Annotated in this window: 13 protein-coding genes and 1 tRNA gene; 5 read left to right on the top strand and 9 right to left on the bottom strand. The window is 41.6% G+C overall.

The genetic code is table 11. The features are described from left to right. Positions 1-65: 65 nt before the first annotated feature. Positions 66-998 carry a SelL-related redox protein gene (locus tag BN3769_RS04330; RefSeq protein ID WP_068467950.1) on the bottom strand — a complete coding sequence of 311 codons (933 nt, stop codon included), beginning with the start codon at positions 996-998 and terminating at the stop codon, positions 66-68. Positions 999-1,104: 106 nt separating this feature from the next. On the opposite strand from BN3769_RS04330, the gene BN3769_RS04325 reads away from it, so the two are divergent. Next, entirely contained in the window at positions 1,105-1,770 is a 666-nt protein-coding gene (locus BN3769_RS04325; RefSeq protein ID WP_068467949.1) for a DsbA family protein, read from the top strand. A gap of 204 nt (positions 1,771-1,974) precedes the next feature. Here the strand turns inward: BN3769_RS04325 and BN3769_RS04320 are convergent, their stop codons facing one another. Further along, positions 1,975-4,350 carry a hypothetical protein gene (locus BN3769_RS04320; protein WP_068467948.1) on the bottom strand — a complete coding sequence of 792 codons (2,376 nt, stop codon included), beginning with the start codon at positions 4,348-4,350 and terminating at the stop codon, positions 1,975-1,977. A 337-nt stretch (positions 4,351-4,687) separates the two neighbouring features. Between BN3769_RS04320 and BN3769_RS04315 the strand changes: the two genes are divergently transcribed. The 3 genes from BN3769_RS04315 (at position 4,688) to BN3769_RS04305 (ending at position 6,396) form a co-directional block, all read left to right on the top strand. Next, on the top strand, positions 4,688-5,143 hold the full coding sequence (locus BN3769_RS04315; protein WP_068467947.1) for a DUF948 domain-containing protein: 456 nt from the start codon (positions 4,688-4,690) through the stop codon (positions 5,141-5,143). A 3-nt stretch (positions 5,144-5,146) separates the two neighbouring features. After that, positions 5,147-5,815: a YtxH domain-containing protein gene (locus BN3769_RS04310; protein WP_068467946.1), complete on the top strand. Its 669-nt coding sequence runs from the start codon at positions 5,147-5,149 to the stop codon at positions 5,813-5,815. Between the two features lie 98 nt (positions 5,816-5,913). Continuing rightward, entirely contained in the window at positions 5,914-6,396 is a 483-nt protein-coding gene (locus BN3769_RS04305; protein ID WP_195155548.1) for a YtxH domain-containing protein, read from the top strand. A 45-nt stretch (positions 6,397-6,441) separates the two neighbouring features. On the opposite strand, the gene BN3769_RS04300 is transcribed toward BN3769_RS04305, so the two are convergent. From BN3769_RS04300 to BN3769_RS04280, 5 genes are all read right to left on the bottom strand, one after another. Then, positions 6,442-6,912, bottom strand: a complete 471-nt coding sequence (locus tag BN3769_RS04300; protein ID WP_068467942.1) for an HXXEE domain-containing protein — start codon at positions 6,910-6,912, stop codon at positions 6,442-6,444. Positions 6,913-7,034: 122 nt separating this feature from the next. Further along, positions 7,035-7,568, bottom strand: a complete 534-nt coding sequence (locus BN3769_RS04295; protein WP_068467940.1) for a hypothetical protein — start codon at positions 7,566-7,568, stop codon at positions 7,035-7,037. A gap of 417 nt (positions 7,569-7,985) precedes the next feature. Then, a complete protein-coding gene (locus BN3769_RS04290) occupies positions 7,986-8,582 on the bottom strand; it encodes a pyridoxine/pyridoxamine 5'-phosphate oxidase (RefSeq protein WP_228840612.1) in 597 nt (198 codons plus the stop codon). A gap of 113 nt (positions 8,583-8,695) precedes the next feature. Next, positions 8,696-9,739, bottom strand: coding sequence for a hemolysin family protein (locus BN3769_RS04285; RefSeq protein WP_068467938.1), 1,044 nt, complete (start codon positions 9,737-9,739; stop codon positions 8,696-8,698). A 349-nt stretch (positions 9,740-10,088) separates the two neighbouring features. Beyond that, positions 10,089-10,176, bottom strand: a tRNA-Ser gene (locus BN3769_RS04280). Between the two features lie 302 nt (positions 10,177-10,478). On the opposite strand from BN3769_RS04280, the gene BN3769_RS04275 reads away from it, so the two are divergent. After that, complete coding sequence (locus BN3769_RS04275; protein ID WP_068467936.1) at positions 10,479-12,698, top strand: hypothetical protein; 2,220 nt, start codon at positions 10,479-10,481, stop codon at positions 12,696-12,698. A 134-nt stretch (positions 12,699-12,832) separates the two neighbouring features. On the opposite strand, the gene BN3769_RS04270 is transcribed toward BN3769_RS04275, so the two are convergent. Continuing rightward, positions 12,833-14,356 (bottom strand): carboxypeptidase M32, encoded by a 1,524-nt coding sequence (locus BN3769_RS04270; RefSeq protein WP_068467934.1) that lies wholly within the window; start codon positions 14,354-14,356, stop codon positions 12,833-12,835. A gap of 41 nt (positions 14,357-14,397) precedes the next feature. Next, the gene (locus BN3769_RS04265) at positions 14,398-16,914 is read right to left on the bottom strand and encodes a bifunctional UDP-N-acetylmuramoyl-tripeptide:D-alanyl-D-alanine ligase/alanine racemase (protein ID WP_068467932.1); all 2,517 of its coding nucleotides are present in this window, start codon (positions 16,912-16,914) and stop codon (positions 14,398-14,400) included. Between the last annotated feature and the right edge of the window lie 3 nt (positions 16,915-16,917).

The raw sequence follows: 16,917 nt of genomic DNA, 5'->3' as shown, positions 1-16,917 counted from the left end.
AGAGTTTAAGAAAAGCAGAGATAAATGTACAGTTAGAGACTGTTGTCGAATGCAACAAAACCCTCTTAACGTTGAAAGTTTTGAGTGAATTCAGTTAGCTTTTGATTGGCCTCGCTCATACTAAGCAGGTCTTGATAATCAGGCTGTTCGCTAACATAATCAGGGCGATAAAAATAAGTGATCCGCCCTTTATAAAGCACAAACATGCCAGGCATTTGAAAGGGATCGGAATGAATGGCCCCGGAGCCGTTGGTCCAAAGCGATTTAATCCATTCTTTTCCCACATAAGGATGAAATAATTGTAAAAGAGTATGGCGTTCTAGCCCAAAGGCATAGTATAAATGGCGATCAGGATCCGAAATCGTTAAGAAATCCTCTAAGCCATATCTTTTAAAAAAAGACTTTGCTTCTTGTTCGTTGTCCATATGAATAAAGATAATTTGATAGCCTCTCTTTTCTAACGCTTCTCTTTGCCTCATCATGTGCCTGAGGGTTTGACGGCAAAAAGGGCAGCCTATATATCTTAAAAAAACGATGAGCAAGGGGGTTTGATTAGAGAGCTCCATTAATGTCTTTTTCTCAGAGGATATGATCGTATATCTGATAGCCTCGTCGGCTGTTTCAAAAGCAAAATGCCGGCCAATATCATGCAGATAAATTTGATAAGAGTGATATAAGTAGAAGCTGTAAAGAATGAGCCATATACAGCCAATCAAGATCCAAAAGGCATTTTCTGGAGCTATAAGAGGCTGATTTGCATCAAATAGCAATTTAATGATGACTCCTATTAGAAACAGATTTGTGCAAATTAATAATGGCCATAAGCGCTTGGGATCAATGGCGATAATCAAACTGCAAGATCCGGTCAATAGAAAAAGCAGGGCGTAATCCCAAGTTGGCTCATTGCTAAGTCTATAACTTGCTGCCCAAAAAAATAAGCAAGCAATAATTAAAAGAATTCTCATCCACTTGCCGGAAGATAAAAAAAAGAAATTCATGAAGCACTCTAAGTAATGGCTATTCAAAAAAATATCATGGAAAAATTGTTAACGGCCCCTCAACTGTCGTTTAATTCGAGTCTATTTTTAAGCGAAAGGAAAATCAATGAAACTTTTTACTTCTAAAATTTCTATATTCTTCTTGATCCTTATCAGCGCTTTTTTGACGGGGAGCTTTTTACAGCATCAAATCGCTTCTGCCGGGGATTTAAACCGCTTAGCTCAAGGACAGCCTACGCTTGGAGACGCAGAAGCTCCCGTTCAACTCATTATTTTTGAAGAGCCGAAATGCCCGGATTGCAAGCAATTTACAACAATGATCTTTCCTTTGTTAAAGAAAGACTTTATTGATACTCATCAAGTTCGCTATACAATTATACCGGTCTCTTTTGTGCCAGGATCCATGCCTGCTGCTATTGCATGCTTATGCGTGTTTAACCAAAAGGGAAACCGTCCAAACCACGACTTGTTTTTTTCCTATATCAATTACCTCTATTCTCATCAACCTTCCGAATCGGAGGATTGGGCAACGCCTGCCAATTTAGAAAAATGGGCTAAGGAAGCCCATCCTGCCATTCGCATTGATGAGTTGAAAGAAGGGCTTAAGCAAGGGCTATATCGCTCCCAAGTAGAAAAAAATACTGAGGCAGGCCTTGCTCTTATGCATGGCGAGCTTACAACGCCAACTCTTTATATCAATGGCAAGCAAGTCGAACAAATGACCTATAGCGAGATCAGCCGATTGATCAATCAAGCGCTAAAAGAAAAATAAAACGTTTAGTTGCGGGTTTATCCGTTTTAAAATATCCAGTTGCCATTTGTTCATCTCCGCGGCTTTGACGCAGTCGAAAGGGCAAAAAAACTCCAAACTCAGGTTAGCAAGCGATAGGGGATAGCGGGCAATATTTACTCAATATTGTCCGCTATCTCAATTGCTTCTTAGGGAGAAAGTGATCTCAAATATAGGGGGATGGATTTAGGGATACGCCTTAGGAGCTGATGAAATCGCAGTCATTTGATAAGCTTTTATATTGAAAGTGAAAGGATACATGTGCTCAACTAATTCTTTTATAAAGGTTAGCATATCCTCTTGCGCGTCTTCTTTTGTTTTTCCTTCGGATTCAAAGCGCAAAAATCCCATATTGGGATCGAAGACCCAAAAATGCTGGCGTTGCATATCTTGACGGATCAAAATCGCATGGCCTGCTCTCGTTCCCTCTTTCTCCATGATTAAACTTATGTGCAGCCAGCCCTGGGAGCTCGCAAGCTTCGTTTCTTGTTTCTTGAACCAATTTTTCAAGTCAGGTTCGTTGGCATCATAGACTAAATCTAAGATACATTTATCTTTTGCAAAGCCTTCCTTGCGAAGCAAATGGCGAGGTAGCACAGCGCGATTAGCCGTATTTAAAAAGTGAAGGCCTTGAAGATAGCGGTCTTCATTTGTCAGCTGAATTTCAGCTGCAAGATCTTGTACAGCTATATCAGGATTAGACTGAGCTTTTAGACGAATGCGCTGGCAGAGGCCCCAGCATACGCCTTTTCCCAAGACCTCATTATCATTCGAATAGCCTTGGATCATCTCAATAACAATGTTTTTTCCCCATTTTGTATAAAACTGCAAATCCTTTTGGATGATGTCAATGTGCTGCGCTTTTTCCCACTTTATTTTTAAATCTTCCCGATCGATGTACTTAGCTTGATTGTTTTCAAGAAGGCTTCGAAATTTCTCTACCTGTATACTTGGATCGTTAAAAATCTCCTTTATCTTCTTTTTAGAGAAAAATTGTCGAATGCTGCTTTGCGTCTCTTCCTCTTGAACAATTAAAATCATAGTCTTGATCGTTTGAGCGGTAATGGAGTCAGGTTGAAAAGGAAAGCTTTCCGGAAAGCTTATCTTGAATTGCTTGTGAAGGTCTTTTAGCTCGTCTTGAATGCGTATATATAAATCATAAGCGGCTTGAAATTTTTGCACTTTGTCTTGATCTGTCAGGCCGACCACCTTCAAACGGGCTTTCAGGCTGCAAGATTTAATGGCTTCTTTAAAAAGCTGTAGAGGGCTCGTATAATGTTCTTCGATCAATTGATTCTCTATGACTTCTTGGACTGTGCGGTAAATTAAGTCTTTATCATAATAAGGGGAATCCGGGTTGATGGAATAGCCTAGATGCTTTAATACGCTCACTTCGCCTTCCTGGCCTGAAATTAAATGTGATTTAAGCCTTAATTCCCGGTTGAGATAGGCTTGGTTAATGATTTTCTGCAAGGCATCTCGTCTAGCTTGCTGCTCGCTTGGCGTTAAAGGCTTTAGTACAGCCGTAATATCAAATTTCTTCTCGATCAATCGCTCATCCAAAATAAGGTCGCGGCTCGCGGATTCCTTAATCGCAACAAGTAAATGATCAAACTGGTCCTTGGCGTGCGCCTCTCTCAAGCATCTCAAGATATTTTCTTCCGTTTCTAAACTCATCAAGCGATGTCCTTCCTGAAAGTCTGCTAAGTTCATCTTAGACAGAATGCTGTCTACCCAGCTGCTAGAACCGAACTCTCTCTCGATTTGTCCTTTAATACGCTCTAGAGCCTGCTGATTGTGAAAAAACGCTTTGACTTTATCGGTTAGGTTCTGAATTTGCTGGTTAGATAAAATAAAAGAAGAGCCTTTCATTTCTTCAGGAATAAGGCCAGGATAGACAAGAGCCTGTTTAGCCAATTCCTCTCCAAAAGCTGCCACTAACCCATGATAAAACTTTTGATATTGCTCCTGCTGGACTAGGCTAACGCGGGCGCGATCCGTCAAATCCAAGATGTTGTCCAGTTCTTCTGGACTTAAAGCGCTATTGTTTTCTTGAAAACGCTTCTCTAAGAGTTCTGCTAATTCATCAATTTTCTCTCCGCGTTCCGCCATGAAATTTAAAGAAGAGTTTAGGGAGGATTGCGTGGAAGGATTTATAAGGAATTGTGGTTCAGTAATGTCTGGAACGCGAATGGGTGTAACAGATAAAGAACTAGCAGAAGGGGTGGGGGCAAGATTGGAAAGACCTGTTTGATTGCTTGGAAGAGGCGCATTTTCTCCTTCTTTCCTCCTTTTCCAACACCGAGAAAAAAGCTCATATATTAAAAGAATAAGTGCACCTGTTATTAACCCGACTCCAGTCCCAATAGCTAGAGTGGCAATAACCGGCAAACCTAAGGTGCAAGCTGTTGCAAAAGCAGCCCCTATGCCAAGCAGTGTACAGAGTGCTACGACAGAAACCTTAGTAACCAAAGATAGCGAAGGCATATGTGCACTTGCTGCAGATGAAGAAGAAGGACTGCGATAATCAATAGGAGAAGAGGAATGTGTAGTAATTTGCATAATTATGCTTACCTGTTATATTTCATATTTTAATATATTTAGTATTAATTTGTTTGTTTATTTATTGTTTACTTTATATATGTTCTTAATGTGTTTATTTTTAAGTCTTTTTGAAGATTTTATAAAATTCAATCAAATTTAGACTTGCTTGTAAGTTTGAATTTTAATTTGAGAAAAAATTATAATGAGGAATTGGTGAGTAAGTGGAAAAAGTTAAAAAAATATTTACATTCTACCTTGAAATCGACATAGTGAGATTTGGGGCCTTATTAATAGCGTTCGCTCTCACCTTAAATTGCCTTATGAAAGAGGCAAAAATCAAGATAGGAGAGTTGGCATGATAATTGAAATTAGTGTTGCTGTCATCGCTGCGGCCTTCGTTGTTTTAGTCATTTATTTAATTGTGATGACTAAGGCATTACGATCTATGTTTGGCCAGGTCAATCATTTGATTGTTGATGCACGAAAGCAATTAGATGATATTGGTTTCGAAGCGAAGAAAGCAGTGGAGCACACGAACGAAATAAGTGCCGATTTAAAGGAAAAAATGGAATCTTTAGATCCTCTTTTTAAATCGGTTGCCAATGTAGGAGAGGTTTTAGAATATAAGACCGAAGAGCTTAAACAAAAAGCGATTCATTCCTCCTCCATACCAGAGGCAGTAGCTCCAGCGTTAATTCCTCCGCAAAATGAGAGAAAGCATACAGATAAAGAGGATGTTATTGTTGCTGATGTTCTTGAATTAGCAGGTCTAGGCATTCGCCTATGGCAAAAACTAAAGAAAAGGAGATAAGCCATGACGAACCATATTAATTCTAAAGAATTTTTAGTAGGTGCGGCTGTTGGGAGTTTATTAGGAGGAGTGGCTGCTTTGTTGACCGCTCCAAAATCGGGAAAAAGGTTGAGAGGCGATATTAACAATATGTATTGCGACCTTTCAGACCGTACTCAAGATGTGGCTCAGCAAGTTTCTAAAAGAGGGAAATCTCTGGCCAAATCAATGAGTTCGCAAACTTGCGATTGGGCTGATAAAGCGAAATGTATTGTGAGCGGAGTAAAGAATTGGGTTGGCCTAGAAGAAGAGGAAGAAGAAGAAACAACCCGTGATTTGCTGATCGGCGGATTGGTCGGGGGAATTCTGGGTGCAACAGCAGGCTTATTACTGGCTCCTAAAGCAGGCAGCGAACTGCGGGAAGACTTGGCAGATGCTTATAATGATGTTTCAGATAGAACCCAGGATATGGCAGAAGAGATTGCTAAAAAAGGCAAATCTTTTGCTAAAACGGCCAGATCCCGAACAAACAAGTGGCTAGAGCTGGCAAGAGAAGTTGTAGATGAAATATCGGGGCAAGTACAGGAGAAGGGAGAAGACTTTACCGATACAGCAAAAGACCGTTTAAATGACATTATGGATTGGGCCGCTTTAGGAATGCGCGTTTGGAAAGGAATTAATAGCAAGAGATAATAGCCATGACAAGCAGTTCAGGCCATAGCTATAAGATTATAGATGGCTATGGCCGTAGGCGTTCTGAATAGTTAATGTTGAAAGAAGGAGATAATGTTATGGCAAAGCAAAATAATAATCTGCTGATCGGAGCCGCTATGGCTGCCGGTCTTCTGGGCACATTGACAACGCTTTTGCTTCCAAGGAAAAGAACGGGATGGACTGAACAGGCAAAAGAAATAGCGGATAAAATTGTAACGAAAAGGAAAGAGACGACTAAAAACCGCTTGATAGGGGGAGTGGCTGGCGGTTTGGTTGGTGTCACAACAGCCCTTTTATTTGCTCCTAAATCAGGAAGCGAATTGATTAAAGACATGTCTAAGCCATTTACAGAGACAGCTAAGCATACGGCAACTCCAGCAAAGAAAGCCGTTAAAAAGATCTCTAAGCAGAAAGCTTCCCATGGCCCTGCCCATCATTCTCCAGCCGGCCAAGCCAAGGCTGCAGCTAAGCCTAAACGTACTGCTGCAACAGCTAAAAAAGCGCCTAAGCACGCGGCTCCCATAAGGCATGAGAGCGTTGCAAACGAAGCGAAAGCTTAGAGAGAGAGATTAGCCTGTTTAGTTAGAACTAATCTCTCGAATAAATTATTCAGAAGGAATATGTAGGCGATCTTTAATTTGCATAAAGATAAAAGGGCTTGCCATTAACAAGCCGGCGAAGATAAAAGATAAGATTGTTGCTTGCACAGTTAGGATGCCATCTTGGTAGGCTCCATAAAAGCTCCAAATCGAAATCGGCAAAAACAGTAAGATCGCCGTAATGATGCCTGGCGAAAAACGGCGCTGAACCAATGTCGGGAGGATATGAAATCCCACGCCGTTGATCAATTGCAAGGCCGGAATGATAAGGGCAAAAGATGGCAAGACCCATCCGACCATAGCTGCACAAATGCCTGTGATAATGACAACTCCATTGGCAATATAGAAATCTGCCCATGTGAGCGTCTTAAGTCCTAACACATTTCGAGACCAGTAAAGCCAATTCAAAGCCTTCTCTTCAAAAATGTGAACAGCATAAGCAAAGAGACAGAGCCATAACAAATATTCATGCGACATTTTATTCCTCCTTAAACCAAAATGTTAAAGTTGTTTTTAAGTTTTAAGGCGTAAAATGTCAAAATAATTAGATAAAGTGGCTTAAAAATTCCAAATTTGGGTTAAGGATGCTAACACTGCAGCTATTTAGCTGCTGAATTCACGAGAAAAGGTTGTTGGTTCATCTGCTCGCAAATCAGATGCTTAAATAAATCATTAAGCTCAATATGTACATGCTTGGCTGGATTTCTAAGCTCCTTTTCCACCTTTTTGACAATAAAGCGGAGAGCTTCTTTGTCAGGATTCGTTGTATAACCCATTCCAAAAGCAGCGAAGGCTAAAAGCAAGCATAGGGCATCTATGCAATTTTTCATCAAATCACCCTGGCTGAAATACAATGTACACGCATAATTTGCTGTTTTAAAGTAAATGAAAATGGAAAGAATAAAGAACAAAAGCGCAAAGCCAAAGAAAATGATGCGATAGGCCTTATGCTGGCGCCTTTTAAAAGTATAAACATAATGGTAATGAAGAGAGATAGAACGACGAAAAAAATCAATGTCTACAATCGTTTCTGTCTTTTCCTGTTTCAAAGGATGAGCATGACGATACGTATGCAAAAATTTTGAATAAGAAATGGAGTGGGAAGGGTTAAAAAAAATTCTCTTGTCAGTCATTTTTCCTCATCGATTTTTCTGAACAAAAGAAATAATTAAATTTTGCAAATTCAAAAAACAAATTTAAATGAATTTTATTTCAATTCAATCTTTGGATTTGCAACAACTTAATTAAATCGAGTGTTTTTTTTGTTGATTTGTTTGTGGATCTTTAAAATTTATTAACTATTTATACATACATATTGATTTTTAATCAATTAAAATAAATTAATTTGTTGATTATCTGGAATAAATAAGTGCTTATTTGTGAAATAAGAATTAGATCAATATTGTAAAAGAGCGTTCTTTTTCTAGCAATAAAAGTCCCAAAAGTCATTAATAATCAATGACTTTAAGATGAGATGGACTTAATAACCCGCGTTCTTTTCCCTAAAAGGAAATCATGTCGCCTATAGGCTGATAGGTTTTAAGAAATCTCTAAGGAGAGATAAGCTGTTCTTTCCATTGCTGATGATGAAGGGTGTATTTAATGGATTCCGAGAAATTTTGCGTGCCTAAGGTATAGAAAGAGATCGATTCAGGCAGCAAGCGGTAGCCGCAGTAGTGTTTACATACAGGTAAAGGTTGATCTTTAAATGTCTTCGTTAATTTTTGAAATTCATCTTCTAAGATGGCAGCGGAAGAAATGGGCTGACCGGATAGAGGTGCGTATGTGGAAAAGCGCAGCTGCCTCTCTTGCGGCAAGGCTTTCCAAAAAGATTCATTTTCTTGTTGCGTTAGAGAGATAATGTTGCCATCTAAAATGACCTGACGTTGCTGCAAGGCAAGCCATAAAGTCATGGAAGCGCAAGGGTTCTCTCTTAATTCATGCGTCTTCTTAGTTCCTAATTGAGTAAAAAATACAAGGCCTTGTTCTGTTAGCTCTCTAATTGCAACAATTCGGCTGCTAGGAACTCCTTGAGGTGTAGCTGTAGCCAATACCACGCGATCGGGGAAGGGGGAGCCCAATTCCTTTTCTTTTTCCAGCCAAGCCTGAATTCTGTTAAAGGGAATGGAATAAGCAATTAAAGACATAAATACCTTATTAAAATGTTCGAATTTTAAAAAGGCGATTTTATAGAAAAAAAGACAGATGTGCAAGACTTTAGCGAGAATAAACATCTATCCGGAATTAATTCACACCCTAGCTATGAGCTACTCTTCTTGAATTGAATGGCGCTCAATATTTGTCTAAGTCTATTTTCATCTTCTTCGTCATAGATGTCCCCGATGATTTCTTCAAAGATGGCTTCCATGGTGACAATGCCGATTTTATTATTTCCGGCATAGACAATAGCCATATGTGCCCTTTTTTCCTGCATAGTGCGCAGGGCTGTTAAAAGGGGCGTTTGGTCTGAAATTTTGAGGGGAGCATGGATAAGAGAAAGCCAATTGAGCTGCCCGGTTTTTTGAAAGGCCAAGAACTCTTTTGCGTTGATGATTCCCATAACCTCGTTATTTTTGATGACAGGCAGCCGTGTATGTCCTGATGAAATGATTATATTTTCAACTAGCTCGAGGGGGTGGTTTTCTTCTACATAAGTGACCTCAGGCCAGCTTACCATAATTTCTTTGACAACTGTTGTCTCTATTTTAACGATATTAAGGACATATTGCCTGTTGGGCGCAGAAAGAATATCTAATTCTATCAAAGAGCTTTCTAGAAAGGGTTCTTCCTTCCCATGCTTCTTGGGAATGAAGTGGATAATTTTTTTAGTAGACCATTCAAAAATTGTTACAAAGGGATTTAGAAGCCTGCTGATGAAATGCAGCCAAGGGGCTGACACTGAGGCAAAGAATAGAGGCCTTCTGAGAGCAAACGTCTTTGGCACAAGCTCTCCAATTACCACGCTCGCATATGTCAAAGGAATAACCACAATCAATAAGGAGAGTATTCTGGCCAGGGTCTCGCCTACCGCAAAGCTTGACATTATCCAAGGGGTAAGAAACTCTTCGGCGCCAGATCCTCCAATAGCTGCTGCTAAGGCGGCGACAAAGGTGATTCCAATTTGGATCACGGACAAGGTCCTTTCAGGCCTCTCTCGTAGGAAAAGTAATAGCTTAGCGCGTTCGTTCCCTCTCTTGGTCAATTCTCTTAAAGCTGGAATACTGACAGCAATAAAGGCTGTTTCCGCATTGGCTAAAATGGCATTCATTAACACACAGAGAATGATGATAGCAATATCAAGCATGATTGCCTAAAAGGGTGTATTAAAACCGCTAAGAGTGGGTCTTGAAAAGAAGAGATTAATATACCCTCTTAGAAACTGTCCACGATTTGAAATCGTCTGTTTGTATACTTTATTTATAAACCGGTAAAAATTTTTCGTCATATTAAAAAATAAGGTTAAAAATTTTTCCGCGCTTCTAGCAAAATTGAATAGCTAAGCAGACGATTTCAAATTGTGCAGGCCTTGTGCAGAAAAGGAAGTGGAATGACAACATCAAGCCGATTCGATCCTTTAAGTTGAAAGGTCATCAGTCTATAAAGGAATCCGCTCAAGTAAATGTAGGGGAAAGAGGTCAATCAGATAAAAGGGACGGAAGAGGTAGGATTCGAACCCACGGTCGGGGGCTGCCCGACTTCTGTTTTCAAGACAGACGCATTCGGCCACTCTGCCACTCTTCCGTATAGAAAAACAACTTATTAGGTTATCACCTAATGACTAGATTAAGTCATGATTTATACGCCATTCTCCCTTATTTGGTCAACCTTTTTTACATGCAAAAATGTTTTTTTAGCTAGGCATTGATTATAAATTGTTTATGTCTAATTGCTTAAAAAGCGATATTTATGGTATCGATGTTTTTTGTTTTTTTTGTATTTATTTCTCTAATGTAAATATAAATTTCAAAAACAATTTAATAATAATTAAAACTTTGCAATAATTAAAAGTAGATAGGAATGAAATTAAATATAAAGGGGGGCATATGCCAACCCGTGGTCATCATAACCTTTCTATTATTGAAGCGGTTGAAACGCTATCTAGCATTGCAGATTTAGATTTCGACCGAGAGATTGGAATTGCACAACAACATGAATTTGTTTTGCAAGACGAAAAGATAGATTACAAAACAGTGCATTGGCTGCATCAGGCTGATGCCTCTTCCACTGTTCATCTTGTCCGAGAGATTTTCCGGGTTATTTTACATTATTTGCGCCAGTTCTATCGGAAAGAATATGGCTATGTCACCGATCAAAAAACCATAGAGGGGATTAAGACCATTATGGTTTTGGTGGGGGAAGCTGCGAAGAAATTAGATAAGTATACCCATCTTTTCCACCAGGCGCATAAGAAGAGTGTGACTGAATTTAAGGAATATAAGCAATTGCAAGAGTTTTATTTGTCTAAGATAGCGCGTAAGATTGATGAGGGCGTTTTAGGAAAATGGATTCTTGGGCTTTCGCTTGGAAAGTGGAAAAAGCAAAAATCGATAGAAGCGGCAACCAGCCGAGCAAAGACTTTGGCTGAAACCAAGCATGTCTTTGTTGATTTAGAAACAGTGAAGAAAGATACGGAGTATGAATTATTCTTTATTCGCAAAGAAGATGGATCGCGTTTTTTCAGCCCTCGCCTTTTGCGCAATATTAAATTGGTTTGCGACTTTGGGGATTACTTTGGGGAAAAAAAAGGAATAGATCCATTGGAAGGAATCGCTCACTGGCATGACCGCATCCTTCATAATTGTGCAAGGCAGCTTGTAAAAGCTTTAGGCTCTCGCTTTCAGCATTTTTTTCACGACATAAGGAAGATAAAGAATCAAGAGTTGGTTGTCATTTTGAATAAAGCGTTAATGGCTTTGCTTCTCAGCTCTCATGCGCAGAATCTATTGCGTCATAATCCCACTAAGAGCTGCAGCGAGTATTTCGAGGATTTTCAAACATTTTTGCGCGAAGCGCTTCATAACCGCACTTACCAGAAATGGCTGGTTTATCCCCCCAAAGAGCACAATCACATTGCTCACGATCTCTTAGATTTTATTCATACGATCTGCCGCCATTTATATGCCAATTTGCAAGGCCTTGAAGAAATGGTTCCCATCATTCATAAATTAGTCCATGAATCTCATCAAATGGTTTCTAGAGAACATGTTGAGGCTGCAAAAGAGTCAAAACTTATTTCGAGCCGATTGGGAGGCGATTATACAGCCATGATGAAATTGATGAAAAGGCATCCCAATGGCCCTTTGCTGAAAGTTTTGGCGATCCTGGAAGAAAATGCCTTCCATGTGTTCGATCCGCTTTTACAGCATAATATCCCTAATCAACTTTTTGATCTCTATATGCAAGATAGGCGTATTTCTCATTTGCGCCTGGCGGCGCCTATTTATCAGGAATTTATTAATAAGGCCATCGTTGACGAAGAGTTCAAGGGATTTTTAAGAGGGTATAGCCAGCCAGGGCTAGAGAGGAAACATTTGCTCATTAATTTGCAGGATCGGACTTCTTGGCGCGAGCATGCCCGTTGTGCGGCTCTGGAAGATCTGCAGCATCGGCCCGGAATGGCAAATGCCTTATGCGTAGTTACCTTGGCTACGGATACGGATTTTTACCATCAACTGACTCCTTATCATCAAGTCAATCATGTCCATACTTTTATGGAGCAATTTAAGGAGCATTTGCAAAGCGAATATTCGGGCTTTTATTTTCCCTCTTCTATTCCACGGCAAGAATTGCTGCAGTTTATTGATAAAGCCTTTGAAGTCATCCATCGCGTATTCTTTTCAAATAAAAATGTTTTGCTAAGAGAACATCGCTTGGATTTCATTGAAATCTTTTATCTCTTTTTGCAGCTAAAGGTCATTGATTGGGTCTCTCCAGATTCTTTCAGCTTAACTTGCAAAGATGGAATAGATATAGGTGAAGCCTATAGCATTGAGCTCTTTACCTTCTTAAAATTGATGAGCGGGCAAGAATGGACGGAAGCGGATTGGGATCATCTCAATTTCATGCTCTATGCGCCAGCCTTATTGATTCGAGAGCGCGTCATGCTGCCCGAGCGATTCAATCGCATGCTAAGCGCCTTAAGGACGATTGAAAATGCGCAAGCGGAATTTGGCCTGGATCATTTTAAAGCCATTGTTCAGGAAGGTTTTTTTGGCGTATTCAAAACGTCTTTATTGGAATCTATACTTTTGCTTCCGCGCTAAAAGCAGAGAAAAAAAATGACCATTGGCAAAGCCCTTATAATTTTTTTCCTCTGCATTTTTTCCTGTTGCAAAGAGGTGTGCGGCAATTTCGAGAATCACACTCATTCTTCAAAAGGAGCGCGATTCAGTGGAATTTAAGATAAGGAATAAATTTTCGCATATTTATCTTTTAAATACGTAATATAAGCATCCGCACTAAACGCCTTTCCGGTTGCTTGCTTGAGAAGCTCTTGCGTTGCAAAGCGGCGGCCATGCTGATAAATCTTGTCTTGAAGCCATTCCTTAATAAAAAGAAGCTCGCCTGCAGCGACGCGTTTTTCCCAATCTGGCAGCTCTTTAGCAAAGGCATCAAAAAGATGGGCGGCATAGAGATTGCCCAACGTGTAAGTGGGGAAATAACCAAAGGCTCCCATTGCCCAATGGATATCTTGCAGACATCCTTCTCTATTATCTGAAGGCGTAATTTCCAGATATTCGTTCATTTTGGCATTCCAAGCTTCCGGAACATCGCGAACGGATAAGGAACCTTCAATTAAAGCCTTTTCCAATTCAAAGCGTAAAATGACATGCAGGGGATAAGTGACCTCATCCGCTTCGACGCGAATAAAAGAAGGCTCGACTTTATTGATGGCACGATAAAACTGATCAAGGGTAATGGATTCAAGCTGCCCATTGAAGGTTTTTTTTAGCAAAGGCAAAAAGTGCTGCCAAAAAGGCCGGCTTAGCCCTATGCGGGTTTCCCACCAGCGTGATTGGCTTTCATGAACGCCTAAAGAGCGTGCATCGCCCAATGGGGTGCCATAAAGATCTGTTGAAAGGCCCATTTCATATAAGGCATGTCCGCCTTCGTGCAAGATGACAAAAATGTTGCTCATTAAAGAGGTGGGATGAATGCGTGTCGTAATGCGGCTGTCCGTCGGATGACTCGAAGAGGAAAAAGGATGTGAAGAAAAATCGAGGCGGCCTTTATCAAAGTCGTAGCCCATGGCTTCTAAGATCTGATGGCTGAAAGCCATTTGCTTGGCATGGTCCCAATTGCCAAATAAAAATTGGTCATCAATTGGCTGGTGGGCCATTTTTTTTATAAGAGGTGTTAAGGCATCGCGTAATTGGCTGAAGAGCTGATTGACTTCTTTCGTTTTGACATCGGGCTCATACTGGTCCAATAGAGCGTCATAGGGATGGTCTTTGTAGCCCAAATATTCAGCTTTTTTGCGATTCATGCTGACAATGCGATCAAGATAAGGGGCAAATTGCATGAAAGCATTCTCTTTCTTTGCATTGCGCCAGACTAAAATGGACTGGGAAGTGAGCTTGGCGAATTCTTCCACAAACTTGGTGGGCAGGGCGGTGTCTTGAATATAGTCCCGTCGCCATTCTCTGACAGCTGCAGCTTGCTCAGATGTCAGATCTTTGGCTAGGATTTGGCCGGTTTTAATATCCACCAATTTAGCTAAGGCATTGGTAAATTTGCGGCTTGTTTTCTCGCGGTGGACTAGGCCGGCCATCGTTTTGAGCTGCTCGGCGCGAATGGCCGCTGCACCTTGCGGCATATATGTTTCTTGATCCCAGTCCAGCAAAGAAGCAATCCCTTGCAAAACGCGCGCGTGCTTGGCCAGCTCGTGGAGCTGCTGATAATCTTTTTGTGCTTTTTCCATAGAGGCGTCCTTTCTTGCGTTATATCCAATTAAAGTTAAATTTAGCGGATCTGGCGTCCTTCTTCATAAACGAACACCCGCTGGATACGAGGCCCCAAACAGGTAATGAGCTCATGGACAATGGAATCTCCGCTTGAAGCCAGCTCTTCGGGCGACAGGTACTGGCCGAATTCATCCTCGCCAAAAATCAAGACTTTATCTCCAACTGCAGCTTCTGGAATGTCGGTGATATCGACCATCATATAGTCCATGCAAATGTTGCCGATCATAGGGGCTTTCTTGCCGCGGATGATGACATAAGCTTTCCCGCTGTAATTGCGGTGAAGCCCGTCAAAATAGCCAATGGGAAGAACGGCTATTTTTTGAACATCGCGTTCGACGCGGTAGCGCCTTCCATAACTGATTGTTTCCCCTTGCTTGCAAATATTAATGCCCACAATGCGGGATGTCAACGTTAAAGCCAGTCTTAAATCTAGCGCTTTCTTGACAGCCTCGGACACGTAAAGGCCATAAACGGCCAATCCGATGCGCACCATGTTGTATTGCGCCTGGGGAAAGCGGATTGCTCCGCTTGAATTGGCGGCATGCGTCCAGCGAGCGGAAATGCCTTGGTCTTTTAAGGATAGGATGACTTGATCGAAGCTGGACATTTGCTGGTAAGTAAAGGCGTCTTCAGCGGGATCTTCAGCGCAAGCAAAATGCGTCATTAAACCGGCTAGGCGCAAATAAGGAGAAGAGACGATCAATTTAGCCAATGACAAAGCCTCTTCCGGACGGCAACCGAAGCGTCCCATGCCGGTATTGACATGCAGGTGAACATGGATGGGCTTATTTTGCTTTTGGGCCTCTTCTGATAAAGCCGTAATAAAGTCGGCAGAGCTTACCCCGACTTCCAACTCCCATTTGACGACTTTGGCCACTTCATAGTTTGTCGCATTGATGGCAAAAATCGTCTGAGTGACTCCTGCGCGCTTTAAAGAGACGCCCTCATCGACGTAAGAAACCCCTAAAATATCAATGCCGCATGAGCCTAGGAATTTAGCCATGCGTACGTCATCGGTTCCATACGCAAGCGCTTTGACAATCACCATAAGACGCGTATCGGGGGCGAGCTGCTTGCGGATGAGGGCAATATTGGTCTGGATGGCGGCTAGATTGATCACGCATTGATTATTGTTCAAGCTATCATTAAAGGTTTCTGTGAGTACATCAAGCGGCAGCTTTTTATCTCCTTTAATAAGGATCAGGTCATGTGCTTGGATATGGTTTTGCAAATAATGAAGGGCGTCTTGCTCTTTCTCAAAAGCTAAAATTTCAGTCTCCGGAGATAGCTTCTCCACTTCTTCAATGAGCGGCTTAAATGTTTTTTGCCCAAAAAGAAAGAGGTGGCGGATATGGGCTTTTGCAAGAACTTGGCCAATGCGGCGGTAGTCTGTATGCGCGCGGATTGGCTCTCCTCGCATGCCTCCAAACAAAAAGATCTTGCGATGTTCTGTTGTGGCAAAGTCAAAGTGGCGCAAGGCAAGGTCTACCGATTGCGGATCTGAACAATAGGTGTCGTTGACAAAGATCGCGCCATGCGGGGATTTCCAGATTTCAGTCCGCGTTGGCTCTGGCTGATAATCTTGAAAAACCCTTTGGATATTTGCAGAAGAAATGCCGCTGAGCCAAGCCGCTTTGGCCGCCATGTTGATGAGATTGAGGAAATATGAATATCCTGTTGTGATTTGCCCTTGATAGGTCGTTTGATCGGGAAAAGATAAGCGGTAGTAAGCAGGGATGGTCACTTCAGGATGCAGAGGATTGGCATGCGGTAGATTCGCCTGCTCTTTGTCCCACGTATAAATAGGTGAGGAAGAAACTGGCTGCAAGGGAAGGTCGCTTGGCAGAAGGCACCATCCGTGAGGGGCAGTCGCTGAGGCCAGCTTGAGAATTTCCTGGGATAAAGTAGATAGATCTTGCAGCGTGACCAAATGCTTTTTTCCAATAGGCGTCAAAATGGTGTAATCGGGGCGAATGAGATCGGCCAGCACATCCATTTCCTGCTTTTTTGAGATAGCGGCTTCTATAATGGCGATTTCATGTTCCTTTTTCAGCGTTAACAGGCTTAAAGCGACGCCAATTTGGCTGTTAAAGCTCTCCGGAGAAGCTGCCGTCCGCTTTTGCGTTCCGAGCAGGATTAACAGCAAATCTTTTAGCATGGTCTTGCCAAAAGACCCCGATACGCCGATGATCTTGGTGGGAAGCTGCAGCCGATAAGACTTGACAATGTCTTGAAAAGCACGCAGGGGATCGGCAACGGAAAGAAGCGTGAGCCCGGGAATATTTTCCGTCGGCTTCCATTGAGAAGAGATAAGCGCAAATTTGGCGCCAGCCTGAGCGGCTTGGGCAATATATTGATGTCCGTCAAGCTTTTCACCCTTTAAAGCGACAAAAAGGGCATGATTGGAATCTATCCGCCTTGAATCAATGCTGATTTGATCCACGATGGCGGGAGCTGCCAAATCTCCTCCGGCAGGCCCGAATCCACTCCAATTCCTTAAATCAAAGGCATCCATCGA

The organism is Candidatus Protochlamydia phocaeensis, from assembly GCF_001545115.1.
Classification (GTDB): Bacteria; Chlamydiota; Chlamydiia; order Chlamydiales; family Parachlamydiaceae; genus Protochlamydia_A; species Protochlamydia_A phocaeensis.
This window is presented reverse-complemented; position numbering and strand designations above follow the sequence as displayed.